This window comes from Aeromonas sp. FDAARGOS 1409 (genome assembly GCF_019048705.1).
Taxonomy (GTDB): Bacteria; Pseudomonadota; Gammaproteobacteria; order Enterobacterales; family Aeromonadaceae; genus Aeromonas; species Aeromonas sanarellii.
Window position 1 is genome coordinate 347,247 of sequence record NZ_CP077395.1, and the last position, 22,907, is coordinate 370,153.

The 22,907-nt window shown below is 65.3% G+C and carries 26 protein-coding genes, 1 tRNA gene and 1 other annotated feature; of the genes, 6 read left to right on the plus strand and 21 right to left on the minus strand.

Annotated features, from left to right (window positions below; genetic code table 11):
- Positions 1-153 precede the first annotated feature (153 nt).
- From I6L39_RS01590 to I6L39_RS01670, 17 genes are all read right to left on the minus strand, one after another.
- Positions 154-621 (minus strand): Dps family protein, encoded by a 468-nt coding sequence (locus tag I6L39_RS01590; RefSeq protein WP_042074812.1) that lies wholly within the window; start codon positions 619-621, stop codon positions 154-156.
- A gap of 130 nt (positions 622-751) precedes the next feature.
- A complete protein-coding gene (locus tag I6L39_RS01595; protein ID WP_042074814.1) occupies positions 752-1,294 on the minus strand; it encodes a DUF3833 domain-containing protein in 543 nt (180 codons plus the stop codon).
- An 11-nt stretch (positions 1,295-1,305) separates the two neighbouring features.
- Positions 1,306-1,848: a chalcone isomerase family protein gene (locus I6L39_RS01600; protein WP_042074815.1), complete on the minus strand. Its 543-nt coding sequence runs from the start codon at positions 1,846-1,848 to the stop codon at positions 1,306-1,308.
- The gene (locus tag I6L39_RS01605) at positions 1,805-2,023 is read right to left on the minus strand and encodes a TIGR02450 family Trp-rich protein (protein ID WP_042074816.1); all 219 of its coding nucleotides are present in this window, start codon (positions 2,021-2,023) and stop codon (positions 1,805-1,807) included. The genes I6L39_RS01600 and I6L39_RS01605 overlap by 44 nt, the downstream gene beginning before the upstream one ends.
- On the minus strand, positions 2,020-2,499 hold the full coding sequence (locus I6L39_RS01610; RefSeq protein ID WP_216990845.1) for a DUF2878 domain-containing protein: 480 nt from the start codon (positions 2,497-2,499) through the stop codon (positions 2,020-2,022). The genes I6L39_RS01605 and I6L39_RS01610 overlap by 4 nt, the downstream gene beginning before the upstream one ends.
- 2 nt (positions 2,500-2,501) lie before the next feature.
- Positions 2,502-3,758, minus strand: a complete 1,257-nt coding sequence (locus tag I6L39_RS01615; RefSeq protein WP_216990846.1) for a cyclopropane-fatty-acyl-phospholipid synthase family protein — start codon at positions 3,756-3,758, stop codon at positions 2,502-2,504.
- The gene (locus tag I6L39_RS01620) at positions 3,758-4,495 is read right to left on the minus strand and encodes a DUF1365 domain-containing protein (RefSeq protein WP_216990847.1); all 738 of its coding nucleotides are present in this window, start codon (positions 4,493-4,495) and stop codon (positions 3,758-3,760) included. Before I6L39_RS01620 ends, I6L39_RS01615 begins: the two co-directional genes overlap by 1 nt.
- Positions 4,492-5,751 (minus strand): NAD(P)/FAD-dependent oxidoreductase, encoded by a 1,260-nt coding sequence (locus tag I6L39_RS01625; RefSeq protein WP_216990848.1) that lies wholly within the window; start codon positions 5,749-5,751, stop codon positions 4,492-4,494. The genes I6L39_RS01620 and I6L39_RS01625 overlap by 4 nt, the downstream gene beginning before the upstream one ends.
- Positions 5,748-6,482 (minus strand): SDR family NAD(P)-dependent oxidoreductase, encoded by a 735-nt coding sequence (locus tag I6L39_RS01630; RefSeq protein ID WP_216990849.1) that lies wholly within the window; start codon positions 6,480-6,482, stop codon positions 5,748-5,750. The genes I6L39_RS01625 and I6L39_RS01630 overlap by 4 nt, the downstream gene beginning before the upstream one ends.
- Positions 6,479-6,907, minus strand: coding sequence for a nuclear transport factor 2 family protein (locus I6L39_RS01635; RefSeq protein ID WP_042074822.1), 429 nt, complete (start codon positions 6,905-6,907; stop codon positions 6,479-6,481). Before I6L39_RS01635 ends, I6L39_RS01630 begins: the two co-directional genes overlap by 4 nt.
- 1 nt (position 6,908) lies before the next feature.
- Complete coding sequence (gene phrB, locus I6L39_RS01640) at positions 6,909-8,330, minus strand: deoxyribodipyrimidine photo-lyase (RefSeq protein WP_216990850.1); 1,422 nt, start codon at positions 8,328-8,330, stop codon at positions 6,909-6,911.
- Positions 8,327-9,208 carry a MerR family transcriptional regulator gene (locus I6L39_RS01645; RefSeq protein WP_216990851.1) on the minus strand — a complete coding sequence of 294 codons (882 nt, stop codon included), beginning with the start codon at positions 9,206-9,208 and terminating at the stop codon, positions 8,327-8,329. The genes phrB and I6L39_RS01645 overlap by 4 nt, the downstream gene beginning before the upstream one ends.
- Before the next feature lie 116 nt (positions 9,209-9,324).
- Positions 9,325-10,269 carry a DUF523 and DUF1722 domain-containing protein gene (locus I6L39_RS01650; RefSeq protein ID WP_216990852.1) on the minus strand — a complete coding sequence of 315 codons (945 nt, stop codon included), beginning with the start codon at positions 10,267-10,269 and terminating at the stop codon, positions 9,325-9,327.
- Between the two features lie 173 nt (positions 10,270-10,442).
- On the minus strand, positions 10,443-11,072 hold the full coding sequence (locus I6L39_RS01655) for an autotransporter (protein ID WP_042074829.1): 630 nt from the start codon (positions 11,070-11,072) through the stop codon (positions 10,443-10,445).
- 177 nt (positions 11,073-11,249) lie between these two features.
- The gene (locus I6L39_RS01660; RefSeq protein WP_216990853.1) at positions 11,250-11,804 is read right to left on the minus strand and encodes a DUF3157 family protein; all 555 of its coding nucleotides are present in this window, start codon (positions 11,802-11,804) and stop codon (positions 11,250-11,252) included.
- 95 nt (positions 11,805-11,899) lie between these two features.
- Positions 11,900-12,763 (minus strand): hypothetical protein, encoded by an 864-nt coding sequence (locus I6L39_RS01665; RefSeq protein WP_167335696.1) that lies wholly within the window; start codon positions 12,761-12,763, stop codon positions 11,900-11,902.
- Between the two features lie 117 nt (positions 12,764-12,880).
- Positions 12,881-13,477, minus strand: a complete 597-nt coding sequence (locus tag I6L39_RS01670; RefSeq protein ID WP_200164029.1) for an HAD family phosphatase — start codon at positions 13,475-13,477, stop codon at positions 12,881-12,883.
- A gap of 162 nt (positions 13,478-13,639) precedes the next feature.
- Positions 13,640-13,773, plus strand: a sequence feature (Phe leader region).
- A gap of 38 nt (positions 13,774-13,811) precedes the next feature.
- Here I6L39_RS01670 and pheA point away from each other — a divergent pair.
- Complete coding sequence (gene pheA / locus I6L39_RS01675) at positions 13,812-14,987, plus strand: prephenate dehydratase (protein WP_042074838.1); 1,176 nt, start codon at positions 13,812-13,814, stop codon at positions 14,985-14,987.
- A 111-nt stretch (positions 14,988-15,098) separates the two neighbouring features.
- Here the strand turns inward: pheA and I6L39_RS01680 are convergent, their stop codons facing one another.
- A complete protein-coding gene (locus I6L39_RS01680) occupies positions 15,099-15,524 on the minus strand; it encodes an LPP20 family lipoprotein (protein ID WP_042074840.1) in 426 nt (141 codons plus the stop codon).
- 197 nt (positions 15,525-15,721) lie between these two features.
- Entirely contained in the window at positions 15,722-16,342 is a 621-nt protein-coding gene (locus tag I6L39_RS01685; protein WP_042074841.1) for a FlgO family outer membrane protein, read from the minus strand.
- 265 nt (positions 16,343-16,607) lie between these two features.
- Between I6L39_RS01685 and I6L39_RS01690 the strand changes: the two genes are divergently transcribed.
- The 3 genes from I6L39_RS01690 to ppk2 all read left to right on the plus strand — a co-directional run bounded on the left by I6L39_RS01690 (position 16,608) and on the right by ppk2 (position 18,980).
- Positions 16,608-17,762 (plus strand): flagellar assembly protein FlgT, encoded by a 1,155-nt coding sequence (locus I6L39_RS01690; protein ID WP_042074842.1) that lies wholly within the window; start codon positions 16,608-16,610, stop codon positions 17,760-17,762.
- A 50-nt stretch (positions 17,763-17,812) separates the two neighbouring features.
- Positions 17,813-17,889 (plus strand) — tRNA-Arg (locus I6L39_RS01695).
- Between the two features lie 266 nt (positions 17,890-18,155).
- Positions 18,156-18,980 (plus strand): polyphosphate kinase 2, encoded by an 825-nt coding sequence (gene ppk2 / locus I6L39_RS01700; RefSeq protein ID WP_198497915.1) that lies wholly within the window; start codon positions 18,156-18,158, stop codon positions 18,978-18,980.
- Here ppk2 and I6L39_RS01705 read toward each other — a convergent pair.
- Positions 18,977-20,641: a SulP family inorganic anion transporter gene (locus I6L39_RS01705; protein WP_216990854.1), complete on the minus strand. Its 1,665-nt coding sequence runs from the start codon at positions 20,639-20,641 to the stop codon at positions 18,977-18,979. The genes ppk2 and I6L39_RS01705 overlap by 4 nt on opposite strands.
- A gap of 168 nt (positions 20,642-20,809) precedes the next feature.
- On the opposite strand from I6L39_RS01705, the gene I6L39_RS01710 reads away from it, so the two are divergent.
- Together I6L39_RS01710 and I6L39_RS01715 are read left to right on the plus strand one after the other, a co-directional pair.
- Positions 20,810-21,871, plus strand: coding sequence for a PQQ-dependent sugar dehydrogenase (locus I6L39_RS01710; RefSeq protein ID WP_216990855.1), 1,062 nt, complete (start codon positions 20,810-20,812; stop codon positions 21,869-21,871).
- Between the two features lie 16 nt (positions 21,872-21,887).
- On the plus strand, positions 21,888-22,043 hold the full coding sequence (locus I6L39_RS01715) for an entericidin A/B family lipoprotein (RefSeq protein ID WP_084202561.1): 156 nt from the start codon (positions 21,888-21,890) through the stop codon (positions 22,041-22,043).
- A 41-nt stretch (positions 22,044-22,084) separates the two neighbouring features.
- Here the strand turns inward: I6L39_RS01715 and I6L39_RS01720 are convergent, their stop codons facing one another.
- Positions 22,085-22,873 carry a DeoR/GlpR family DNA-binding transcription regulator gene (locus tag I6L39_RS01720; protein ID WP_042074853.1) on the minus strand — a complete coding sequence of 263 codons (789 nt, stop codon included), beginning with the start codon at positions 22,871-22,873 and terminating at the stop codon, positions 22,085-22,087.
- Positions 22,874-22,907: the final 34 nt, after the last annotated feature.

The following is a 22,907-nucleotide window of genomic DNA, read 5'->3' on the forward strand; positions in this document are numbered from 1 at the left end:
ATTTACCAATTAACTTTTCATTGATGCAGATCAAATACAAAAAAGCCGCCCGAATCGGGCGGCAAGCGGGTGGATAAAAGGAGAGACAACTCGGGTTTACAACAGCAGGGGCAATGATACGGACCGGGGCATGGGCATCCGGCCCCAGGGTCATCAGGCCAGGTAGGCGCGCAGCATCCAGACCAGCTTCTCCTGCTGCTGCACATAGTCGGAGAGGATGGATGCTGTCCCCTCGTCGCCAGCCTCGGCGGCCTGCCCCAGGATGCGGCGCTGGGCCACCAGCAGCTCGCGGAAGCTCTCCAGCAGGGATTCGACGCAGGCACGGCCGTCGTGCAGCCCCTTCTGCTCGGGGATGGCGGACACCTGGATGTAGTCGCTGAAGCTGTGCAGGGGCACCCCATCCAGGGTCAGGATGCGCTCGGCCAGGGCATCGACCTTCAGCAGCAGATCGTTGTAGATCTCCTCGAACTTCAGGTGCAGTTCGAAGAACTGGTTGCCACGGATGTTCCAGTGGAAGCCGCGAACATTCATGTAGAGGATCTGGTAGCTGGCCAGCAGCCTGTTCAGCTCGGCGGCCAGGGCTTGGGATTGAACGGTATCAAGACCGATGGGGCTCTTCATGATTCACCTCCAGGTGGTAAGCATTATCGGGAACAGGGTCAGCATATCCCCGCACAGACTCAAAGGACAATCGGCTCTACCTTGCCGACCCATAGTGAACGGCTATCGCCGATGGGCAAAAGCCTCCCTTTCATCGCTCGAGCCGCTCGATGTAGAGGATCACCTCGCCGAGGTGAATGCCGAACTTGCTGATCCCGGCGCGGTTGATCAGGCGATCTTCATCCAGCAGGTACATCCAGTCGTCGAAGCTCACCCGCACCACCTCCCCGTCCGGCAGCGCCAAATCCAGCTGATAACGCCAGTTGAGTGCAAAGCCTGCCGTCTTGCCCACGGCCTCCCCCACCACGTCGGCGGCGGTGCCGCGCCAGTGACCATCCGCCCCCTTGCTCAAAAACCAGGTGCGGGTCTGCCTGCGGCCATCGTCGAAGTAGAACTGCTCGAGCAGCTCCCCCTTTCCATCCTGCCAGTGCCCCTGCATCTCGACCCGAAAGCGACTGGTCACTTCGCCGCTACGGTCCGTCACCAGGCCGTGAGCCACCAGCTTGCCATTGAAGAAACGGGCCAGATCCCAACCCGGCTGGGAGCCGCGATAATCGTCCAGACTGGCGCCGCAGCCAGAGAGCCACAGCAGGGGCAGCAACCAGGCAAGACGCCACCAGGAAGAGAGCTTCATGGAATACTCCATCAGGATTGGCCGCGCAGGCGGCGGGTAAGGGCGGGATCCCGGCTGTCGTCGGTCAGCCAGATGGCAAGAAATGCAGGGGCGAAGGCGGGATCATCGAGAGAGCCGAGCAGGCGATCACGCAACCAGAAGTGGCCCATGCCCTGCTCGTCCACATAGAAAACCAGTTTGTCACCGGGGGCCACATCCGGCCAGAGGGCGGCCAGTTTTGCCAGCCAGCGTTGGCGCTCACTCTCGCTGCCAAGGCCGAGCCGTTGCCACTCGGCGGCGGTCGCCTCCAGCAGATCCTGGCGTTCGATGGCCCTGGCATAGGTGAGGCTGAGGGCCTGGGGATAGCGCCCCGGCTGATAGCGGCCGCTCTCACTGTAGAGGGTGGCGTCATAGAGCTTGAACCAGAGCCAGCGCATCTCCCCCTGCCCCACGGTGCGCAGTCCCTGCCAGGGTGCGGCTAAGGTCTGGGCGGTCGCAAACAGCGGCAGGCTCAAGGCCGCCAGCAGCAGGCTAGTTCCACCCCATGTGCCAACGGGCGGGATCCTCCAGTTCATGCCAGTCCATCTCCTGTTCCTGCAGGGTATTGATATCCTGCATCACCACGCTCGCCAGGTGGCCCTGGGCGTCCCGCTGGCAGGCCACCACCAGATAGAAACGCTCGGCCAGCTCGCACTGGCCATCCCTGGTCCACTTGGAAAACAACAAGGCGTCGGTCGAAAAGGTGTTCATCTCGCATCACCCTCCAGCTTGACCGTTACCCACAGGAGTACGGGTAACCACCACATCCAGATCACCGCCAGCAGTGCCGTGCTGATCCAGATGCCCCAGGGTAAGTTTACTGCCCCCATGGCGGCCCCCGCCACATAGGAGGAGGCGCCCCCCAGCATGCCGAACAGCCCCTGCTGCCAGCGCGGCAGGGGCCGCAGCCAGCGCAGGCCGTGGGAGAGGGTCAGGGCAAAACCGCACCAGAGCAGCACCAGCCAGAGCGGAAAACCGGACGAAAAGTGAAACAGGCCGAGCCACCAGAGCAGGAGGTCGAGCAGGCAGCCAGCCAGGGCGACGGGAATGAGCCGCCAGTCCTGCCGGCGACGGGGGGAGAAGAGAAAATGGAGCAGCAACAGCGCCAGCAGCGGGCCCGGTTGCTGCCATTTCACCGCCAGCACCCAGTAGAGGTTGAATCCCAGCAGGTGGGCCCACTGCCACATGGTCAGTGACCGCTTACCGGCAGGTCTCCCGCCCAGCCATGGGGGCCCGGCTTGGCCGCCTCCAGCTGCACCAGGCTGATGGCCCGCTCCCAGAAGCCCCCTTCGCAATAGGCGAAGTAGAAGTGCCACAGCCGGATGAAATCCTGGCTGTAGCCGAGTCTCGGCAGCTCGGGGGCCAACGCCAGGAAGCGCTCGCACCAGTGGGCCAGGGTACGGGCATAGTGATGGCCGTGATCGTGCAGCCGCACCAGCTGCATGTCGGTCTCCCGCGCCAGCAGCCCCGCCATCTGGGAGACGCAGGGCAGGCAGCCACCCGGGAAGATGTAGCGCTGGATGAAGTCCACCCCGCGCAGATACTGGGCGTGGCGCTGATCGGCGATGGTGATGGCCTGGATCAGCAGACGACCGCCGGGCTTGAGCAGGCGTGACAGCTGGCGGAAATAGTCGGGCAGAAAGGCGTGCCCCACCGCCTCTATCATCTCGATGGAGACCAGCTTGTCGTAGGTGCCCTCCAGCTTGCGGTAATCCTCCAGCAGCAATGTGATGCGATCCTCCAGCCCCTCCCGCTCGATCCACGCCTTGGCGTAGTCGTGCTGGGCCAGGGAGATGGTGGTGGTGGTGACCCGGCAGCCATGGTGACGGGCGGCATAGACGGCGAGTCCACCCCAGCCGGTGCCTATCTCCAGCAGATGATCGTCAGGCCCGAGCGCCAACCGTTCGCAGATGGTGCGCAGCTTGGCCTGCTGCCCCTCCTCCAGGGTCGCATCCGGGTGGGGATAGATGGCGCTCGAATACTGCATGTGGCTGTCGAGAAAGCCCTGATAGAGGGCGTTGCCGAGATCGTAGTGGGCGGCGATGTTGGATCTCGACCCGGTCAGGGTATTGCGGTTGAGCCAGTGGCGCACCTTGTTGAACGGGAAGCTGAGCCAGCCGAGGCGCCGCTCCAGGCTGTCGAGCAGCGCCAGGTTCCTGGCCAGCAGCCGCACCAGGGCCACCGGATCCGGGCTGGTCCAGAGCCCTTCCACCCAGGTTTCCCCGGCGGCTATGCTGCCCCCCTGCAGCAGGCGGCGATAGAAGGCCGGATCCAGCACCACCAGCTCGGCGTGCAGGTCGCTGCCCGCGGCGCCGAAGCTGTGACGCTCGCCGCCATCGCGCAGCAGCAACTGGCCATGTTCGAGGCGCCCCAGCAGCCTGAGCAGCAATTGCCTGGCCCCCTTGTCGATGAAAGAGGCAGAGAGGGTTGATTGAGCAAGTTCCATTAGCGGCTCTCCGGGTGGGTGAAGATGGGCGTTCGTTTGATAAAAAGGCGCAAGGCCTGCCAGTAGATCCCGAGCAGCACCTTGAGAGTCATCCAGGGCCAGCGGGCCAGCAGCGCCGCCAGCCCACGGCGCGACAGCGGTGCCCGGCGCAGGGCCAGGGTGGCGTCGAACAGCTTGGCCTCACCGGATACGGGATGGCTCTCGATGTGGATCAATGCCTCCTCCTTCGGCGGCCGGATGCGCCAGTGGTAGCGCATGGCCAGCCCCATGAAGGGGGAGACGTGAAAAACCTTGTCGTGGGGGGCGAGCGCCGCCAGATCCAGCAGGTAGTAGTGGCGCTGGTTCCAGGGGGTGTTCGACACCTCGGCCAGCAGGTAGCGGGCTTCCCCCTGCCGCTCGCAGAAGTAGAAGTTGACCGGGCTGAAGTAGAAGCCGAGGCAGCGCACGTTGCCGAGCAGCAGTACCCGCCCCCCGGGTTCGGCATCGCCACCCAGTTCGGCCACTTTGTCCCACACCGCCTGCTTGAGGGGCCCCTCGCTGCCTCTCAGGTAGTCGTCGCGGCGAAAGGCGAGCAGCCCCGCCCGCTCCACGGCGAACCAGCGCCCCTGCTCAAGCCCGGGCAGTTCGTCCAGATCCAGCCCCAGCATGAAGAGGCTGTAGGAGAAGGCGTGGGGACGCGGCGCGAAGCGGCGGTGGCGCACCGAGCCCTGCCAGATAGCGCTGATGGCGGCGTTCACAGGCGGGCCCCGAAGCGGCTGGCCACATCCAGGGCGCTGCGCACCCCGTCCTCGTGAAAGCCGTTGTACCAGTAGGCACCGCAGAAGTGGGTATGCTGCCGGCCGCAGATCTCGGCGCGTCGGCCCTGGGCGGCGATGGAGCCCTGATTGAATACGGGGTGGTGATAGACGAAGCGGCGCAGCACCTTGCGCTCATCCACCCGCCCCTCTGGATTGAGGCTGACGCAGAAGGGCTGCGGCGAGCTCAGCCCCTGCAGTATGTTCATGTTGTAAGTCACCAGGGGGCGCGCCCCGTCATCCTCGCCGAGCCGATAGTTCCAGCTGGCCCAGGCCTTGCGGCGCACGGGCAGGCAGCCCGCATCCGTGTGCAGCCAGACGTCGTTGGCCTGGTAGGGCATGGCGCCGAGGATGGCCCGCTCTCCTTCGCTCGCATCCGTCAGCAGGGCCAGCGCCTGATCGCTGTGGCAGGCGAGGATCACCTCGTCGAACCGCTCCTCGCCATAACTGCTCTGGAGCAGGACCCCGTCCGCCCCCCGGCGGATCCCCAGCACCGGGCAGGCGAGGCGGATCCGCGGCAGCCAGCCCGCCGTGAGCGGCCCTATGTATTCCCGCGAGCCGCCGGGAATGACGTACCACTGGGGCCGGTTGGCCACCTCCAGCAAGCCGTGGTTGGCGAAGAAGCGCAGGAAGAAGCCGAGGGGGAAGGCCCGCATGTCCGCCAGCGTCGATGACCAGATGGCCGCCCCCATGGGCAGGATGTAGTGGCGGGCGAAGTAGTCGCTGAAACCGCCCGCCTGCAGGAAGGCCCCCAGAGTCAGTCCGGGCTCCGCCTCCTGCTGCCGGTGCTGTGCAACCCATGCCCGAGCCTCCCGGTTGAAGCGCAGGATCTCGGCGACGAAGCGGTAGAAGCGCGGGCTCAACAGGTTGCTGCGCTGGGCAAACAGGGTGTCGAGGTTGTGGCCGTTGTACTCCAGCCCCTCGGGGCTTCTGACCGAGAAGCTCATCTCGGCCGGTTGCCGCCCGACCCCGATCCGCTCAAGCAACTTCAGGAAGTGGGGGTAGGTGCGGTCATTGAAGACGATGAAACCGGTGTCGATGGCATGGCTGCGCCCGCCCAGCTCCACGTCGACGGTGGCGGTGTGGCCCCCCAGGGTCGGCGCCGCCTCGAACAGGGTAATGTCATGGAGTTTGTGGAGCAGGAAGCCGGCGGTGAGCCCCGAGATACCTGAGCCGACGATGGCGATCTTTTTCTTCATGAAGGGCGTCCTTTCGAAACGAGTGTGCGGCCGAGGCGCAGCCAGAGCCCTGTCGGCAGAGCCCCCAGCAGGCGCAGCAGCCAGGTGAAGCGGCGGGGGAAGTGGATCTGGTGGCGACCGGCGGCGAGCCCCGTCATGATGGCGCGGGCAGCCTGCTCCACCGTCACCAGGCAGGGCATGGGAAAATCATTCTTGTCGGTGAGCGGCGTCTGCACGAAGCCGGGGCGGATCAGGGTCACCCCTATCCTCTTGCCCGCCAGTTCGAGGCGCAGGGTATCGGCCAGGTAGTCGAGGGCCGCCTTGGAGGCGCCATAGGCCTCGGCCCTGGGCAGCGGCAGCCAGCTCACCGAGGAGCTGACGATGGCAAGGCGCGCCCCTGGCCCCAGCAGCGGCAAGAAGGCGGCCAACGCATGACCCGTGGCGATGAGGTTGGTCTCGATGACCCGGGCAAAGAGGGCGCCGTCAAAGCCCTCTGTCAGGTCCATGTATTCGCAGTTGCCGGCGTTGAGGATCAGCAGATCCAGCGTGGGCAAACCGGCGGCGACCTCGGCCATGGCGGCGCTGTCCCGGGCATCGAACCGCAGGGGGATGATCCCCGCATCCGCCAAAGCCTGCAGGCGCATCTCGTCCCGGCCGCAGCCCCACACCTGCCAGCCGGCGCGCCGGTAATCCAGTGCCAGCTGGCGGCCGATGCCGGAGGTGGCGCCGGTGATCAGCACCCGGCCGCTCATGCGCCTAGCCTCCCCTTGAGGGTGCGCACCACGGCGCCCAGCAGCGGCAACTGCTCGTAGAGCATGGCCCCGAGATCGAAGTAGTCCCGGTGCAGGCACACCTTGCCTTCCTCGTCGAATGCGAGGCGGGTGGCCCCCTCCACCGTCACAGGCGCACCGCCGCGCAGCCTTGGGTGGGAGAAGGTCATGGTCCAGCCGAGCCAGGCCTGGCGCCCCTGCAGCAGCTGGCTGGTGATGTCGAAGCGGCAGTAGGCAAGGCGCCGATAGAGGACGGCAAAATAGTCGGTGAGCGCCGCCAGCCCCTCGATGCGGTGGGCCGGGTCGATGAAGATCACCTCTTTCCCATAGACTTCGGGCAGACGGTGCAGCTCTGCGCTGCTCAGCTGCTGATAGAGGGCGACAAAGCGGGCCAGCGACTCATCCATGTTATTTCTCCAGTTCGCGGAACATCTCGATGGCTTTCACCCGGGCAACGGCATGGTCCACCATGGGCGCCGGGTAATCCCGCCGCCCCTTGAGCCGCAACCAGTCGTGGGGCTCGTGCACATAGGCGGCAGGCACATCGGCCAGCTCAGTGACCCAGATACGAATGAACTCCCCTTGCGGATCAAATCGTTGCCCCTGGGTGGTGGGGTTGAAGACCCTGAAATAGGGTGCCGCATCGGCCCCGGTGCCCGCCGCCCACTGCCAGCCGCCGTTGTTGGCCGCCAGATCCCCGTCGATGAGCCGGCTCATGAAGTAGTCCTCCCCGAGCCGCCAGTGGATGTGCAGATCCTTGGTGAGGAAGCTCGCCACTATCATCCGCAGCCGGTTGTGCATCCAGCCGGTGGCGTTGAGGCAGCGCATGGCCGCATCGACCACGGGGTAGCCGGTGCGCCCCTCGCACCAGGCGGCGAAGGCCTCCGGATCCCAGCTCCAGGGCAGGGCCGCCGTCTCTGGCTTGAAGGGGCGGTTCATGGAGAGGGCCGGGATCAGCACCAGCAGGTGGCGGTAGAACTCGCGCCAGATGAGCTCGTTGAGCCAGACGAAACCGGGCTGTGCCTTCGACTGGGGCCGGTAGCCGAGGCGCTGCTGCAGCGCCCCCACGCACTGGCGCGGGCTGATGATGCCCGCCGCCAGATAGGGGGAGAGCACGGATGTGCCGGCCTGCGCCGGAAAGTCCCGGGTCTCGCCGTAGTCCAGCACCGCCTGATCCAGAAAGGCGTGCAACCGGCGGTTCGCCTCGGCCTCCCCCACCGGCCAGCGGGCGTCCGCCGTCAGCTCCCCCAGCGCGGCATCGACAAATGGCCGCTCGGCCAGCGGTAACCAAGGGATAGGCGCGCCGCACGGCGCCGGGGCCCGGTGAATGACGAAGCCATCCTCCTCGAGGGCCTTGAGCCAGGCGCGGCTGAAGGGGGTGAACACCTTGAACATCTCCCCCGACCCGGTCAGCACCCGCCCAGGCGGCAGCACGCAGCAGCCGTTGAACCAGTGGCTGCCAATCTCCTGCTCTGCCAGCGCGGCGGTGACCGCCTGGTCGCGGCGCAGCTCGTCTATCTCGATGGCCTGGTTGGCATAGAGATCGCTCACCCCGAGCTCGCGGCTTAAGTCAGCCAGCGCCGCCGGCACCTCGGCAAAGGTCTCGACCCGCAGCAGATGGAGCGGGATGCCGAGGGCCGCCAGCTCGCGGCCCAGCGCATCGAGCTGCGCCAGGATGAAGCGCTGGCGGACCGGGGCCAGCTTGTGCTGCCGCCACTGGGTCGGCGAGAGGATGAAGAGCGCCGCGACCGGCTCTTCCCCGGCGCAGGCGTGCCGCAGGGCCGGGTTGTCGGCCAGGCGCAGATCGTTTCGAAACCAGACCAGCCTCATGATGGTTTTCTCCCGCCCTTGCCCCTCGTCTTGGTGGTGCGATGCGTCGCACTGGCCTCGGCCAGGGTGGCGTGCCAGTCCCGGGCTTGCAGCCACTCCTCGTCGTAGAGGCGTCCCAGCTCGCCAAAGAAGCGGGTGCCGGCAGGCCACTCGGCGGCCAGATCCTGCTTGCCGAGCCCGGCTCCCAGCAGGATCAGCCAGGGGGGAGTGGCGCGTCCCTCCAGCAGGGAGGCATGGCGCGGCTCCACCGCCCCCAGCAGCTGCACCTCATAACCCTGACCGATGAGCTCATAAGCGGCCCAGACCAGATCGAGGGGTCCCACCTGCCCCCAGCTTGCCAGGGTGACGGGGATGCCCTTCTCCTGCTCGATGAGGTGGCGGGCGAAGCGGGTATGCAGCCAGCCGAGCCACACCTGGTGCAGCAGCTCGCCATCGGGGCGCTCGCGCCAGAGCCCCAGCAGCCGCTCCACCAGGGGTTGCAGCACCCGGCTGCGCACCAGCTCGAACGGATAGCTCGCCAACAGCTCGCCGAGCAGGGCTTCCGCCCTGCGCTGGTTGAAGGCGAGCAGCGTCTGACCAAACTGCTCCAGGGTCTGCTGCCAGTGATCGCTCACCGGCGCGATCTGGGGTTCGCTCAGGAGCCCCTTGACCTGGCCTATGCTCACTCCCCGTTCCAGCCAGCTCAGGATCTCGCCGATCTGGCGGATGTCCTGCTCGCTGTAGAGGCGGTGCCCCCTCTCGGTACGGGCCGGCTGCACCAGCCCGTAGCGGCGCTGCCAGGCGCGCAGGGTGACGGCGTTGACCCCTGTGAGGCGGGAGACCTCGCGGATGGGGTAGATCCCCTCCTCCGGCGAAGGGGCATGGGGTAAATCAGACATAACGACTTCCATCAAGGGTTGGGGGACAGGTCAAGGCTCTCAAAGCCCGTAACGCAGTGTCAGCGTATCGGGATGAGGGTCGGGATAGCGCTGCTCGACCATATGGCACCACGTTTTTAGAGCCCGTAACGCAGTTTCAACGTATCGGGATGGGGATTGAGATAGACCTGATCCGAGAGATAGGGGTTGGGGTGCTCGCGCAGGTAGTGGCGGATCAGGGTGAGCGGCACCAGCAGCGGGAAGACGCCGGTACGGTACTTGTCGATGGCCTCGCACAGCTCCTGTTTCTGGGCCGGGGTCAGCATCCGCTTGAAGTAACCCTGCAGGTGCATCAGCACATTGGTGTGGCTGCGGCGGTTGGCGCGGATCGTCAGCGCCGCCATCAGCCCCTGGATGTAGCTGTCGGCCACCTGATGCAGGTTGGCCTTGCCGAGGTTGCCGAGCAGCCGACCCAGGGCGCGGTAGTGGCTGGTGGCATGGGAGAGCACCAGGTACTTGTAGCGCGAATGGAAGCGGATGAGGGCGGAGGCGGTGATCCCCCGGGCGCAGAGCTGCTGCCAGTCGTGATAGGCGAAGACCCGCAGCACGAAGTTCTCCCGCAATATGGGGTCGCATAGTCGGCCGTCCTCCTCCACCGGCAGCAGGGGGTTGGCTTCCATCAGCGCCCTGGCGAACAGGCCGACCCCCTCCTTGGCGCTGCCCTCGTTGTTGGCGCCATAGATGCGCACCCGCTCCATGCCGCAGCTGGGGGACTTGGCACAGAGGATATAACCGGAGATGAAGTCGAGCTGGCGCGCCTTCTGCTCACTAAAAGCGATGAGCTTGTCGGTGACGTCGAAGCTGCCGTTGCTCGCCTCGGCGCGGATCTCGCCGTGGCGCTTCACCAGCCGGATGGCGGCACGGGGGGCGCCGAGGCCGATGGCCATCTCCGGGCAGACGGGGTGATAGTCGAAATGGGCGCCGAGATCCCGCTCGCAGAAGCTGGAGCGCTTGTGTCCACCGTCGAAGCGAACCTCCTGTCCGAGCAGACAGGCGCTGATACCGACCTTTATCTTGTACATGGAAACACCCCTTGTATAAGTATTGAATCCGTTATAGCAGTTATACAAGAAAATGGAAGTTGTATAACTATTGCGGACTGATACGACAGGAGAGCGACGACAGGATCAACCACAGACAAAAAAACCCATGACCGGGGTCATGGGTAAAAAGGAAGACACTACAGGCAGGAAGATCAGAAGCTGTATTTCACGCCCAGGCTGGAGATGGAGCCTTTTTGCAGATCCCAGTTGCGATAGGTGTAGTCGGCGGTGAGGGCCAGGTTCTGGGTCAGCTTGTAGGCCGCCCCCGCCTTGAAGTCGTGCATGTCGTCGGTCATGTTGGCGTAGCGGTAACCGGTGGAGAGCTCGACGGCGCCGATGTCGTAGCGCAGGCCCACTTCCCCGTACAGGCTGCCGCTCTGCTTGCGGGTGATGTCGTCCCAGCCGCTGTCGTTTACGTTGGAGGCGAGCTCGCGCTCCAGGCTGTAGCCCATCAGACCGGTTTCGCCGTACAGGTTCAGGCCGGTGCTGAGGGGAGTGAAGACCCCCACCCCCAGGCTGGAGATGGCCATGCTGTCGTTGCCGCTGCTGCGGGAGGTGTATTCGGTACCGACCCGGCCGTAGACGTTGCTGCCAAAGCTCTTGGAGAGATCCAGGCTCAGACCGCCGAAATCGCGGTTGTCGCTGTCCTTGCCACCGATGTAGTCCGACTTGGTGTGCGCCCAGGTGGCAGAGCCCTTGGCGTAGCTGAAGGCATCCTGTGCCAGGACGGAGGTGGAAGAGAGACCGGCCAGAACCAGAACAGACAGTGCGATCTTTTGCATTTTGTTGACTCCATGGGTTGAGTGAGGGGACCTCACTGGAATGGAGTCATTGTGACGGGCAAACGGGGAGGCGCCGAGCGGCAAGCTGTTGCCAAACCATGGCAGATGTAAGCGGATATTGCTGGCGGTTACCGGTGCAACACTCTGCGGGGGAGCGAGGGCTCCCCCGCCGTCATCCTAGCGGAACTCCACCTCGTCGATCTGCACCCGCACCAGCGGCTTGCCGGTCAGACTGGCCGGTCGAGCCAGCTCGATGGCCCGGGACGCTCTCGCCTCCCCCTTGCGCAGATAGGACTCGGGCAAGCGGTTCTCCCCGACCCAGAAACGTACGGGCTGGGTCGAGAGCTGCGCGCCCTCGGCGCTGAACAGGGTCAGGCTGCCGTTCACCCGCACCACGTTGCGGCTGCCGGTGTTGCTCACCAGGAACTGCAGGCTCAGGGGATCCTCGCCCGTTACCTGGTCCAGCTTCACCGTGATGCCGTCCCGGGTCGCCTGGGAGAGCAGATCGGGATGGGCCAGGGCCTGCTCGGTCAGCACCGGGGCCGCCACGCTTGCCGTCACCGTCTTGCCGGGGCTCACCTCGGCGGGCTTGACCAGCAGGTATTCCCAGGTGAAGTCATCGTTGAGCTGTACCTGGCGACCGTCGGGCAGGGTGATCTGGTGCAGGGGGGCGGCCTCGGCCAGCAGAGGGAAGAGGCAGAGTGCAACCAGCAGTCGGGAGAGGGGCTTCATGGGCAAAGACTCGGTAAGGGACGGAGAAACAGCAGTATAAAGAGTCGGGCCCCCCTTGCCTATGACCCGACTCACGTTGCGACCCCGGCGCGGGATCAGATGACCAGGGACTGGGGATCCTCCCCCGCGGCCATATCCAGGGTCACCAGATCGAACTGGGCGCTCTTGAGCGCCTTCTGGATGCTCGGCTGCATGTCGAACACCAGGGCCCGCATGCGCTGGGGAACCTGGATCCTCGCCAGGGTGGTGACCCTGTCCGCCAGGGTATGGAAGAAGACCTGGGCACCATCCAGCCCCATGTCGAACAGCATCTGCTCGGCCATGTCGACCATGCGCAGATTCCGCCGATCCAGAGACTCGATGTCGGAGAAGCGCCGGCTCAGGCAGGCCTCCCCTCCCTTGCCCCAGAGATCCAGCTGCCGCTTGTGGAAACCGTAGCGAAAGTCCCGCTGGGTCATGCCCTGCTCGGCAAACAGCCAGAGGGTGTTGGCTGGCAGGCTGTGAAACCGGCGCAGATACTCCCGCATCTCCTCGACGGAGGCCGACATCAGCAGCGGCGGACCGTCGTCATGCTCGAGCTGCCGACACAGATAGCGCACCGGATCCGTCACCTCGTCGAGGTGGCCGAGGTGCACGCTGAAGATCATCTCGTCCGTCTTGAGCACCTGGTGGGGGATGCCATAGTGCCGGCAATAGCGCCTGGCCCTGGCCACCGACTGACGGCTGAGGGTGGGGTTGTCCAGGGTGATGGCGCGAAAGCGGACCCCGCTGGCCCGGCAAAGATCCATGCTGTAGCAGGATTCCAGTCGACCGGAGAAGGAGACAAGCAGTTCGCCGTAACCGGCCAGGGTATTGATGAGCCTCTGTTCCCTGGCTTGGAAGGTCTGATCGTATCCCCGATTCAGCGCGACTACATTGGCATCCATAACAACAACTCCGGATGATGAATTGGATACCATTTTGCGCGTACCAAGCTGAATATACCCTTAAATGACATGGTTAAATCTGAACGTTATTTGCTCTATGGCAACGCTTGACTCGCTTTCTTCGCCACCCATCCCGGGTTCTCCACCCCCTCAGGCGGGCAGCAGGCCCTGCTCCACCAGGTGCTGGCGGCACCGGGGTGCATCGGTGAAGACCAGCCCCCGCAGGCCGAGCGCCTCGGCCGCCGCCACGTTGGCCGGGCTGTCGTCGATAAAGAGGCACTCCTCGGCCTGCAAGTCAAACGACACCAGCAGGTAGCGGTAGATGTCGGGCTCCGGCTTCATCATCCGCACCCGGGCCGACACCACCTTGCCGCTGAAGAAGCGCCAGAAATCCTGCCGCTCCAGCCAGTCGATGCTGGCGTGGCCCATGTTGGAGAGGGCGTAGAGGGCGTGGCCGGCGCCATGAAGCTCCTCGATGAGGGCCACCATGGCGGGATCCGGCAGCAGGGAGGCGGGAACCGCCTGCAGGATGGCGAGGTTGTCCGCCGCGCTCAGGCCGGTGCGCGCCTGCGCCTGGCGGGCCATGGTGTGAAGGGAGAGGGTGCCCCTGTCCACCTCCAGCCAGTCCGGGTGGTTGAACAGCCGCTCCGCCAGCTCCGCCGCCCCCTGGGGTCCTCGCACCGCACTCACTATGCCGACCGGATCCCAGCTCACCACCACCCGACCCAGATCGAAGATAATCGCCATCGTCTCGCCTCCTCTTTTCGTTGTCACAGATCGGGCCAAAACGGCGCTCACTCCCCCTGGCAGCCCGAGCCACTACCCTGCCCCGTTCAACGCCCCCGGGCAAGTTTTACTTGCATCGCACCGCCAAATCCCTTAATGGTTATGGCGTTACATTCAGGACACGCCCATGCACACAGCATTCTTCTTTGTTTTCTCGTTTACCCGGCCCACATGAGGGAAGGCCCGTCGTCACGTGAACCATTCGCGTAAACAGAAACCAAAGACGAATCGAGCCTCCCCAGCGGAGGCTTTTTTTTGCACCAACCACCACAGAAGATTTGGATAGGGAACCACCATGGCTACGCTCGACGAGATCAGACACGACATCACCCAGTTGGATCAGGAGCTGCTCGCCCTGCTGGCCAAGCGCAAGACCCTCAGCATCGAGGTTGCCCGCGCCAAGCAGGCCAACCCCCGTCCCATCCGTGACCACCAGCGCGAGCAGGACTTGCTGGTCGCCCTGATCCAGAAGGGGCGCGCGCTCGGGCTGGACGCCCAGTACATCACCCGCATCTATCACACCATCATCGAGGACTCCGTGCTCTCCCAGCAGGCCTACCTGCAGAGCCTGCTGAACCCCCAGCAGCAGGAGCCCATGACCAGCGTCGCCTACCTGGGCCCGCGCGGCTCTTACTCCAGCCTGGCGGCCCGCAAATACCTGGCCCGCTACAAGGATCAGGTGATCGAGGTGAACTGCCAGAACTTCCGCGAGGTGCTGGACACCGTGGAGTCGGGCCGCGCCGCCTTCGGGGTGCTGCCCATCGAGAACACCAGCTCGGGCTCCATCAACGAGGTGTATGACGTGATGCAGCACACCACCCTCTCCATCGTCGGCGAGCTCACCTACCCCATAGAGCACTGCATCCTCACCGCCGTGCCCACCGAGCTCTCTCGCATCAAGACCTTCTACGCCCACCCCCAGGTGTTCCAGCAGTGCTCCCACTATCTGAGCAAGCTGGAAGGGGCGCGCCACGAGATCTGCGACTCCTCCTCCAGCGCCATGATGAAGGTGAAGGAGCTGGCGAGCCCGGAGGCGGCGGCCATCGGCAGCGCCGCCGGCGGCGAGCTGTACGGCCTGGACGTGCTGGCCGAGCAGCTCGCGAACCAGAAGGAGAACTACAGCCGCTTCATAGTAGTGGCGCGCAAGCCCATCGACGTGGCGCCCCAGATCCCGGCCAAGACCACCCTCATCATGTCCACCTCCCAGAAGCCGGGCTCCCTGGTGGAGGCGCTGCTGGTGCTGCGCAGCCACGAGATCAACATGACCAAGCTGGAATCCCGCCCGGTGCAGGGCAACCCCTGGGAAGAGATGTTCTATCTGGATGTCTCCGCCAACCTGCAGACCCCGGCCATGCAGGCCGCCCTGCTGGAGCTGACCAAGATCACCCGCTACATCAAGGTGCTGGGCTGCTACCCGAGCGAAGACGTCAAGCCGACCGCAGTGCCGCCGGTACTGATGGGCAACCAGTGAGCCCTGGGGCTGCCGCCCCGAGACCAGCAAAATAAGCAGAAGGCGAACCCTGGGGTTCGCCTTCTGTGTCTGTGCCTGGCGCCGCTTGTGCCCGCCTGACTGTCAGGCGCCTCAGAACTGACCCGCCATCAGCTGGTTCAGGTGGTAGAGGTTGCGGGTATCGAGCTCCAGCTCGGTGGCATAGGTGTTGCCACGGGGATAGGTCGCCACCACACGGGCACCGCGCACCATGCCGGCCACCGACACGTCCAGGGAGTTGGAGGTCTGGGTCAGGTCCTTGTAGCTGCTCTGGCCGCGCACCTGCTGGCCGTTGAGCTGCTCGGCCAGCTCCCGGTAGGCATCCATCTTGGAGGCCCGGATCGCCTGCAGCATCTTCTCGGACTGGGAGGGACCGGGCTGGATGTCGATCACCGCATAGCCCACCGCCTTGAGTACCGGGAAATCATCCGGCTTCTCGCCCACGTCATAGTTCACCACCCGGTTGCCGCTGCACGCCGTCAGCAATATTGCCATCAGGCAACCCAACAAGATTTTCATCGAAGTTTCCCCGTCTCGCAGTTCACCACACCAGATTTTCCGCTGCACGCCGTCAGAAACATTGCCATCAGGCAACCCAACAAGATTTTCATCGCAGTTTCCCCGTCTCGCAGTTCACCACACCAGATTTTCCGCTGCACGCCGTCAGCAACATGGCTATCAGGCAACCCAACAAGATGTTCATCGCCGTTTACTCCTCAGGGGGTCAGGTTGACCAGATGGCCGGACGGGCTCTGGCCGCCCCGCATCAGGTAACCGCGGTTGATGGAGGCCCGGCCAAAGGAGTTGCTGGCGCCGGACAGATACTGTTTCGGGATCAGGCTCTGGGCCGTGGTCTCCACCATCTTGGTCCGCAGATCGATGATGCGGGCGTTGACCAGGATCCCCTGCTGGTTGCGGCTGAAGGTGCCGGTCAGGATGCGGGAGATGGGCAGACGGGACGAGAGATCCTTGTAGTTGCGGCTCATCACGAAGTCCCCCTGCGGGGTCACCTGGATGCTGCCCGTTGTCTTGAAGTCCACCACCACCTCGCCGCGCCGGTTCAACTCGTAGATGAAGCTCTCCTCGATCTGCTGCCCCATCCAGTTGGTGTCCTTCAGGGTGTCGAGATCGACGAAGGACGCGACCGCGATGGGCTCGCTCAGGGTGGTGAGGGACTTGCGCTCCATCAGCTGATCCGTCATGCGCGCCACCAGCCAGTTCAGCTCCATCCCCTTCGCCGCCTGGCGAGGATCCCCCTGATCCCGGTTGATGGGGTCGGTCGACCCGCAACCGGCCAATGCCAGCGCCACCGCCAGCACCGTGATAACTCTCTTCATGGATACTTTTCCTGCATCTGCACCTGACCTGTTATCGGTCGCAAACGCCAACACTTGAGCCGGGAATGCACCCAGGATCCCCCGACGATCCGCACAGGGGCCGGCCGCGCCGGACGGCACCAGCCGGCGCAACGAGGATCCCCGGCCCCGGGGACAAGGCATGGATCTTGCTTTTATTTGGCTGCCCGGTGTGGATCGGGTCAGTGTCCAGGCCCCTGGCCCGCCTTGCCGGCGGCCACGGGGTCACCCATTCAAGGTGTCCGTCATGAAAGTTTCGCTGCTGTTAACCCTGCTGCTGGCCAGCCTGTCGGCCCGGGCCGAGCTCATCGAGGCCCAAGGCAGTGCCGCCATTCTGGGGGGTGACGAGGTCTATGCCCGCGAGCAGGCAACCCGGGATGCGCTGCGCCAGGCCCTGCTGGCCAGCGGGGCGTCCGTCTCCAGCATCCAGCGCCTGGAAAATGGCAGCCTGCGCTCGGAGCAGATCCAGATCCGTTCCGGCGGCGACATCCGCCAGTACCGCCTCAAGCGCGAAGAGGTGCGCAACGGCCGCATGTACATCACGCTGGTGGCCGACATCCAGGCCGAGCGCCAGATCTGCCAGACCCAACACTACGCCAAGGATTTGACGCTGGTACGCCTGCGCATGCGCTACCCGGATCAGGCGAGCACCGGCGCCCTGGACGACATGCCCGCCGATCTCTCCCGCCGCCTGTTCGAGACCCTGGCGGCAGCCCCCCAGGGGGTGGTCGCCCGCCAGTGGCTGGACGAGAACCTGCGCATCGATCCGCTCCACCTGCAGCAGGGGGATCGCAGCGCCCTCGAGGAGATCAAGGCCCTGAGCCTGCGCACCGACAGCCAGTACTTGGTGCTCGGCAGCATCGACGATCTCTCCCTCGAGCCTCAGGGCAACGCCCTGACCAGCTGGTATGAGGATCCCGTGCGCAATTTCCGTATGCAGCTCTACCTGTTTGACGGCATCAACGGCACCCTGCTCGGTCGCAAGGAGTACCAGGGGCGTGCCAACTGGACCTTCTCCAAGCGGGAACAGGTCGGCAGCAGCGGCGGCCGGTTCTGGCAGTCGAGTTATGGCCAGGAGGTGGGCTACCAGTTGAAGGAGGCGGCCCAGGACATCGTCGCCGAGCTTGCCTGCGCACCCGTCACCGCCCGGATCGTGGCCCAGCACGAGCGCGGTCCCCACATCAATCTGGGCCGTCGCAACGGCGTCAAGCTCGGGGATCAGTTCCGCGTCCAGCACAGCGCCGACTTCGTCGACCCCTACGGCAAGTCCAGGGTGATGCGCAATCCCGCCGACGGCCTGTTCGAGGTGGTGCAGGTGTTCGAGGACGGCGCCGTCATCAGCAGTCAGAACAAATATTCGCCATTCAATGTCCAAATCGGTGATTTGGCCGTATTGGAATAGGAATCAAGGGTTTAAAAGCACAATGCTTCTTGTATAATGCCCGCCACAAGGTTCCCGTAGCTCAGCAGGATAGAGCGGTCCCCTCCTAAGGGACAGGCCACTGGTTCGACTCCAGTCGGGAACGCCATACAAAACAAGGGGTTGGCATCGCAAGATGCCAACCCCTTGGTCGTTCTTGGCCCCTTCATCATCCCCCGCCAGCACTGTGCGCAGTGCGGCCCCGTGGGGATGGCGACAACCGGGGCAAGGGCTCGCCCTCCACCTGCTCATCCATGATCCCGATCACCCTCTGCCCTCGCCGCCAACGGCGAGCCGGCGCCGTCATCTACGCTTGAAGGGCGCCGTCCGGGATGACGGCCACTCTCCATCCGTTTGAGACACAAGAAGGACATCATGGGCAGCAAAAAAAAATCCAGGGCTGAACAGCCGGTCGTGGTCGAGGAGCAGAAGCCCCTCGGCAACAAGGAGTACGAGAAGGAGCTGCGCCGCCTGCACGTGGAGCTGGTGAAGCTGCAGCAGTGGGTGGTGCACAAGGGGCTCAAGGTCTGCATCGTGTTCGAGGGGCGCGACGGGGCCGGCAAGGGGGGCACCATCAAGGCGATCACCGAGCGGGTCAGCCCCCGGGTCTTTCGCGTCGTCGCGCTGCCCGCCCCCACGGAGCGGGAGAAGAGCCAGCTCTATTTCCAGCGCTACATCCCCCACCTGCCGGCGGCGGGCGAGATCGTCATCTTCGATCGCAGCTGGTACAACAGGGCCGGCGTGGAGCGCGTCATGGGCTTTTGCAGCGAGGAGGCGAGCGACAAATTCCTGGCAGGCACCCCCATGGTGGAGAAGGCCATGGTCGATTCGGGCATCATACTGCTGAAGTACTGGCTGGAGGTGACCCCAGAGGAGCAGGAGCGGCGGCTGCGGGATCGCATCGACGACGGTCGCAAGATCTGGAAGCTCTCCCCCATGGACATCAAGTCCTTCAACCGCTGGGATGACTACACCCGGGCGCGGGATGCCATGTTCATCGCCACTGACACCGCCTGGGCCCCCTGGTTCGTGGCCCGCTCCGAGGACAAGAAGCGGGTGCGCCTCAACATCATCTCCCACCTGCTGTCGCACATCCCCTACGAGGCGCTGCCGGCCGAGCCGGTCAAGCTGCCCAGGCGCAAGATAGGCAAGGCCGCCCCCTCGGAACACCCCCTGCGCATCATTCCGGAGCGCTTCTAGGCAAGCGGGGTGAGCCCGGGCTCACCCCTGCCCTGCCGATACTGGCGGATAGCCGCCCTGGCATTGAACAGCATGCGGCTCTCCCCCAGCTGGCTGGCCAGCCCGCTACGGCGCACGTTCTCGAGCACCCCGGGATTGAGCCCGGCCAGCCAGAGCGTGACCCCCTTGTCACGCACCTGCCGCTCCCCCTCCATCAGCATCATCAGGGCCGAGTATTCCACGTCCTGCACCCGGCTCATGTCGAGCACCACCACCTCGGGCCTGTGCGTCTCGGTCAGCTGCCGGACCTGGGCCGCCACGTGTTGCGCGTTGATGAAGAAGAGGCGCCCCTCCGGGCGCAGGATCAGCAGGCCCGGGATGGTCTCGTCATCGGGGTGCTGCTCGCTGAGCGGGCGCAGCACATCCTCCCCGGGCTTGCGGCCGATCACATAGACCCTGGGGTGCGCCGTCTGGCTCGCCAGCCCCAGCAGGGAGGCGAGGATGGCGACCACTATGCCCTCCAGGGTGCCGAACAGCAGCACCCCCAGGCAGGCGATGACGGCCCAGCGAAACTCCATCATGCGGATCTGCCCTATCTTGCGAAACTCCCCCGGCTGGATGAGCCCCACCGAGTAGACGATGACCACCATCGCCAGGGTGGCGCTCGGCAGCCAGGAGAGCAGCGGGGCAAGGAAGATCATGGTGGCCAGCGCCATCGCGGCGGTGACGGCGGAGGCCCGCTGGCTCAGGCCCCCGACGGAGCGCACCACCGCCGTCTGGGAGGTGCCGCCCCCCGCCGGCATGCTGCCGCAGAAGGCGCCCCCCAGGTTGGCCAGCCCGGTGGCCACCAGTTCCCGGTTTGCATTGATCTCGGGATCCTCCTTCCCCACGAAGGCCCGCCCGGCGGCTATGGTCTCGGTGAAGCTCATCAGCGCTATGCCCGCCGCCCCCGGCAGCAGCTGCAACACCAGGGTCGGATCCGGCATCGTCAGGCTGGGCAGGCCGGTGGGGATGGTCCCGACGATGGCGACGCCCGCCTCGTTCAGGCCGAGGCCCCACACCAGCGCGATGCCGACACCCACCCCCAGCAGGGGGGCGGGGGAGTGGGGAAAGCGCCACTCCATGAACACCAGCACCACCAGGGTGGCGAGGGCGACCCCCAGGGTCAGCCAGGAGGTCTGGGGCAGCGCCTGGCCGAGGTGGTAGAGATCCAGGAAGAAGTTCTCCTTCTGGAGGTGCACCCCGAACAGCTTGGGCAGCTGGTCGAGGATGATCACCAGCCCTATGCCGCTCTTGAACCCCACCAGCACCGGCAGGGAGATGAAGTTGGCGATGAAGCCGAGCCGCAGCGCGGCCGCCAGCATCAGCATGGCCCCCACCATCAGGGTCAGGGTGGCCGTCACCGTGAGCAGCCGGCCGGGGTCGCCGTCCGGTACCACCAGCCCGAGCTGGGTGGCGGTCAGGATAGCCAGGGTGCTGGTGGAGCTGACGCTGAGCACCCGGGAGGAGCCCAGCAAGGCGTAGATCACCATGGGCACGAACGCGGTGTAGAGACCGATCGCCACCGGCAACCCCGCCACCGTGGCATAGGCCATGGCCTTGGGCAGCACCACGGCCGCCGCGGTGACGCCGGCCAGCAGATCGGACAGGAGGCGCCCAGGCGCCGACGCAAGTGATGACATCTGAATCCTCCATTATCCCGGGCCCGGGCTGGCGCACTATTCGCCTTGATGACAGTGTGAAGTGTAGGCGGCGAAGTGATGCAATAGCTTGTTGTGTCTCACGTTTTCCAGCTCCCTTCCCCTATACTTCAGCGACGTTCAGGCCTGGCCAGAGAGAGGATATCCCCCATGTTGCGACTGCTTGCCCTGCTGCTTGTCTGCCTGGCGCTCCCGGTGCGGGCGCTGACCCTGGCCCAAGTGGCGGGAGATCTGCGCCACCCCTGGGGGCTCGCGTTTCTCCCCGATGGCGGCTACCTCGTCAGCGAGCGCCCGGGCCGCCTGCTGCGCATCGACGCAGACGGCAACCGCCAGGTGATCTCGGGCCTGCCCCCCCTCGCCGCCGCGGGTCAGGGGGGGCTGCTCGATCTCGCCCTGGACGGCGATGACTGGGTGTATCTCAGCTACAGCGAGCCGGGGGACGGCGGCGCCGGCACCGCAGTGGCCCGAGCCCGGTTGCAAAAGGACGCCCTCGTCGACTGGCAACTGCTGTTTCGCCAGCAGCCCAAGGTCGCCGGCGGCGCCCACTTCGGCTCCCGCCTGGTACTGACCGAGGATGGCTATCTCTTCATCACCCTGGGCGATCGCTACAGCGAGCGGGAGCGGGCCCAGACCCTCGACAACCACCTCGGCAAGACGGTGCGCCTGCACAAGGATGGCCGGGTCCCCGCCGACAATCCCTTCGTCAAGACGGCGGGGGCCCTGCCGGAGATCTGGAGCCTGGGTCATCGCAACATGCAGGGGGCGGCGCTGCGCCCGGTTAGCCAGCAATTCTGGGCCCACGAGCACGGCCCCCAGGGCGGGGACGAGGTGAACCTCATCCTGCCCGGCCACAACTACGGCTGGCCCAGAGTGACCTTCGGCGAGGAGTACGGTGGCGGCAAGATTGGCGTGGGCCAGAGCGCGCCGGGCCTGACGGCGCCGCGCTGGATCTGGGTGCCCTCCATCGCCCCCTCGGGCATGACCTTTTATCAGGGGGAGCTGTTCAAGGAGTGGCGGGGGGATCTGCTGGTCGGCGCCCTGCGCGGTCAGGCCCTGTTGCGCCTGCGCCTCGACGGGGACACCATAGTGTCACAGGAGCGGTTGCTGACCGATCTGGGGGAGCGGATCCGTACCGTCAAGGAGGGCCCCGACGGCGCGCTCTATCTGCTGACGGACTCGGGTCAGGGACGCCTGCTCAAACTGACCCCATAGGATGCAAGGAGGAAGGATGAACGCAAATCGCATGCTGCTGGTGCTCTGTGCCAGCCTCTGGTTGCTGGGCTGCAACACCATCCACGGGATGGGACGGGACATCGAGAAGGCGGGGGAGGTGATCCAGGGCTCCGCCAACCTGGCGGAGGAGCCGGCGGCAGGCAGCCGCTGACCCGGGGCCCGTCCCTGACCAGTCTCAGGGACGAGTCCCCCTCACTCGGCGCTGACCGCCAGGCTGGCCAGCGGTGCCATGGTCACCCTGACCCCGTGCTGGGCCAGCGCCTCGCGGGCGCTCTGGGGCAGCTGCTCGTCGGTGATCACCTGATCGATCGCATCCCAGCCCACCACGTTGAAAGTCCCCACCTTGCCATATTTGGACGAGTCGCAGATGAGGATGCGGGTCGCCGCCGACTCCACCACGGCCCGCTTCACCGGCACCTTCTGTTCGCTAGGGGTGGAGATCCCCTGACTGTCCCAGGAGGAGGCTGACAGGAAGGCAACGTCCAGATGGAGGTTGCGCAGGAAGTGGGCGGTGGCCTCCCCGGCGCAGGACTGGTTCTCGCGAATGACCTGGCCCCCGGTGTGATAGAGGCGGCAGCGGCCGTGCTCGATGAGATAGGCGCACACCATGAAGTCGTTGGTCACTATCATCAGGTCTTCCCGCAGCGCCAACTCCCGGGCCAGCTCCAGGGAGGTGGTGCCGGCATCCAGATAGACGGTGCACCCCTCGCTCACCTGGGCGGCGGCGAGCCGGGCGATGGCCAGCTTGGCCCCCTGCATCAGGCTGCGCTTGGCAGCGTGGGAGGGCTCGCTCTTGATCCGCTGGGAGAGGCTGACCCCGCCGGAGACAGAGAGTACCCGCCCCTGCTCCTCCAGCTTCTGGATGTCGCGCCTGATGGTCATGTGGGAGACCTGCAGCCAGTCGGTCAGCTCCACTATGCTGACCACGCCGCGCTCTGCCAGCAGTTGCAGGATACGTTGCTGTCGCTCTACGGGAATCATCTTGCCTCGCGCCTCGGGAAAAGGAAGGTGCCAT

Excerpts from the sequence above, each read along its gene's own strand:
- I6L39_RS01590 (WP_042074812.1), bottom strand. The coding sequence starts at position 621 with ATGAAGAGCCCCATCGGTCTTGATACCGTTCAATCCCAAGCCCTGGCC.
- I6L39_RS01595 (WP_042074814.1), bottom strand. The coding sequence starts at position 1,294 with ATGAAGCTCTCTTCCTGGTGGCGTCTTGCCTGGTTGCTGCCCCTGCTG.
- I6L39_RS01600 (WP_042074815.1), bottom strand. The coding sequence starts at position 1,848 with ATGAACTGGAGGATCCCGCCCGTTGGCACATGGGGTGGAACTAGCCTG.
- I6L39_RS01605 (WP_042074816.1), bottom strand. The coding sequence starts at position 2,023 with ATGAACACCTTTTCGACCGACGCCTTGTTGTTTTCCAAGTGGACCAGG.
- I6L39_RS01610 (WP_216990845.1), bottom strand. The coding sequence starts at position 2,499 with ATGTGGCAGTGGGCCCACCTGCTGGGATTCAACCTCTACTGGGTGCTG.
- I6L39_RS01615 (WP_216990846.1), bottom strand. The coding sequence starts at position 3,758 with ATGGAACTTGCTCAATCAACCCTCTCTGCCTCTTTCATCGACAAGGGG.
- I6L39_RS01625 (WP_216990848.1), bottom strand. The coding sequence starts at position 5,751 with ATGAAGAAAAAGATCGCCATCGTCGGCTCAGGTATCTCGGGGCTCACC.
- I6L39_RS01630 (WP_216990849.1), bottom strand. The coding sequence starts at position 6,482 with ATGAGCGGCCGGGTGCTGATCACCGGCGCCACCTCCGGCATCGGCCGC.
- I6L39_RS01635 (WP_042074822.1), bottom strand. The coding sequence starts at position 6,907 with ATGGATGAGTCGCTGGCCCGCTTTGTCGCCCTCTATCAGCAGCTGAGC.
- phrB (WP_216990850.1), bottom strand. The coding sequence starts at position 8,330 with ATGAGGCTGGTCTGGTTTCGAAACGATCTGCGCCTGGCCGACAACCCG.
- I6L39_RS01645 (WP_216990851.1), bottom strand. The coding sequence starts at position 9,208 with ATGTCTGATTTACCCCATGCCCCTTCGCCGGAGGAGGGGATCTACCCC.
- I6L39_RS01650 (WP_216990852.1), bottom strand. The coding sequence starts at position 10,269 with ATGTACAAGATAAAGGTCGGTATCAGCGCCTGTCTGCTCGGACAGGAG.
- I6L39_RS01655 (WP_042074829.1), bottom strand. The coding sequence starts at position 11,072 with ATGCAAAAGATCGCACTGTCTGTTCTGGTTCTGGCCGGTCTCTCTTCC.
- I6L39_RS01660 (WP_216990853.1), bottom strand. The coding sequence starts at position 11,804 with ATGAAGCCCCTCTCCCGACTGCTGGTTGCACTCTGCCTCTTCCCTCTG.
- I6L39_RS01665 (WP_167335696.1), bottom strand. The coding sequence starts at position 12,763 with ATGGTATCCAATTCATCATCCGGAGTTGTTGTTATGGATGCCAATGTA.
- I6L39_RS01670 (WP_200164029.1), bottom strand. The coding sequence starts at position 13,477 with ATGGCGATTATCTTCGATCTGGGTCGGGTGGTGGTGAGCTGGGATCCG.
- pheA (WP_042074838.1), top strand. The coding sequence starts at position 13,812 with ATGGCTACGCTCGACGAGATCAGACACGACATCACCCAGTTGGATCAG.
- I6L39_RS01680 (WP_042074840.1), bottom strand. The coding sequence starts at position 15,524 with ATGAAAATCTTGTTGGGTTGCCTGATGGCAATATTGCTGACGGCGTGC.
- I6L39_RS01685 (WP_042074841.1), bottom strand. The coding sequence starts at position 16,342 with ATGAAGAGAGTTATCACGGTGCTGGCGGTGGCGCTGGCATTGGCCGGT.
- I6L39_RS01690 (WP_042074842.1), top strand. The coding sequence starts at position 16,608 with ATGAAAGTTTCGCTGCTGTTAACCCTGCTGCTGGCCAGCCTGTCGGCC.
- ppk2 (WP_198497915.1), top strand. The coding sequence starts at position 18,156 with ATGGGCAGCAAAAAAAAATCCAGGGCTGAACAGCCGGTCGTGGTCGAG.
- I6L39_RS01705 (WP_216990854.1), bottom strand. The coding sequence starts at position 20,641 with ATGTCATCACTTGCGTCGGCGCCTGGGCGCCTCCTGTCCGATCTGCTG.
- I6L39_RS01710 (WP_216990855.1), top strand. The coding sequence starts at position 20,810 with ATGTTGCGACTGCTTGCCCTGCTGCTTGTCTGCCTGGCGCTCCCGGTG.
- I6L39_RS01715 (WP_084202561.1), top strand. The coding sequence starts at position 21,888 with ATGAACGCAAATCGCATGCTGCTGGTGCTCTGTGCCAGCCTCTGGTTG.
- I6L39_RS01720 (WP_042074853.1), bottom strand. The coding sequence starts at position 22,873 with ATGATTCCCGTAGAGCGACAGCAACGTATCCTGCAACTGCTGGCAGAG.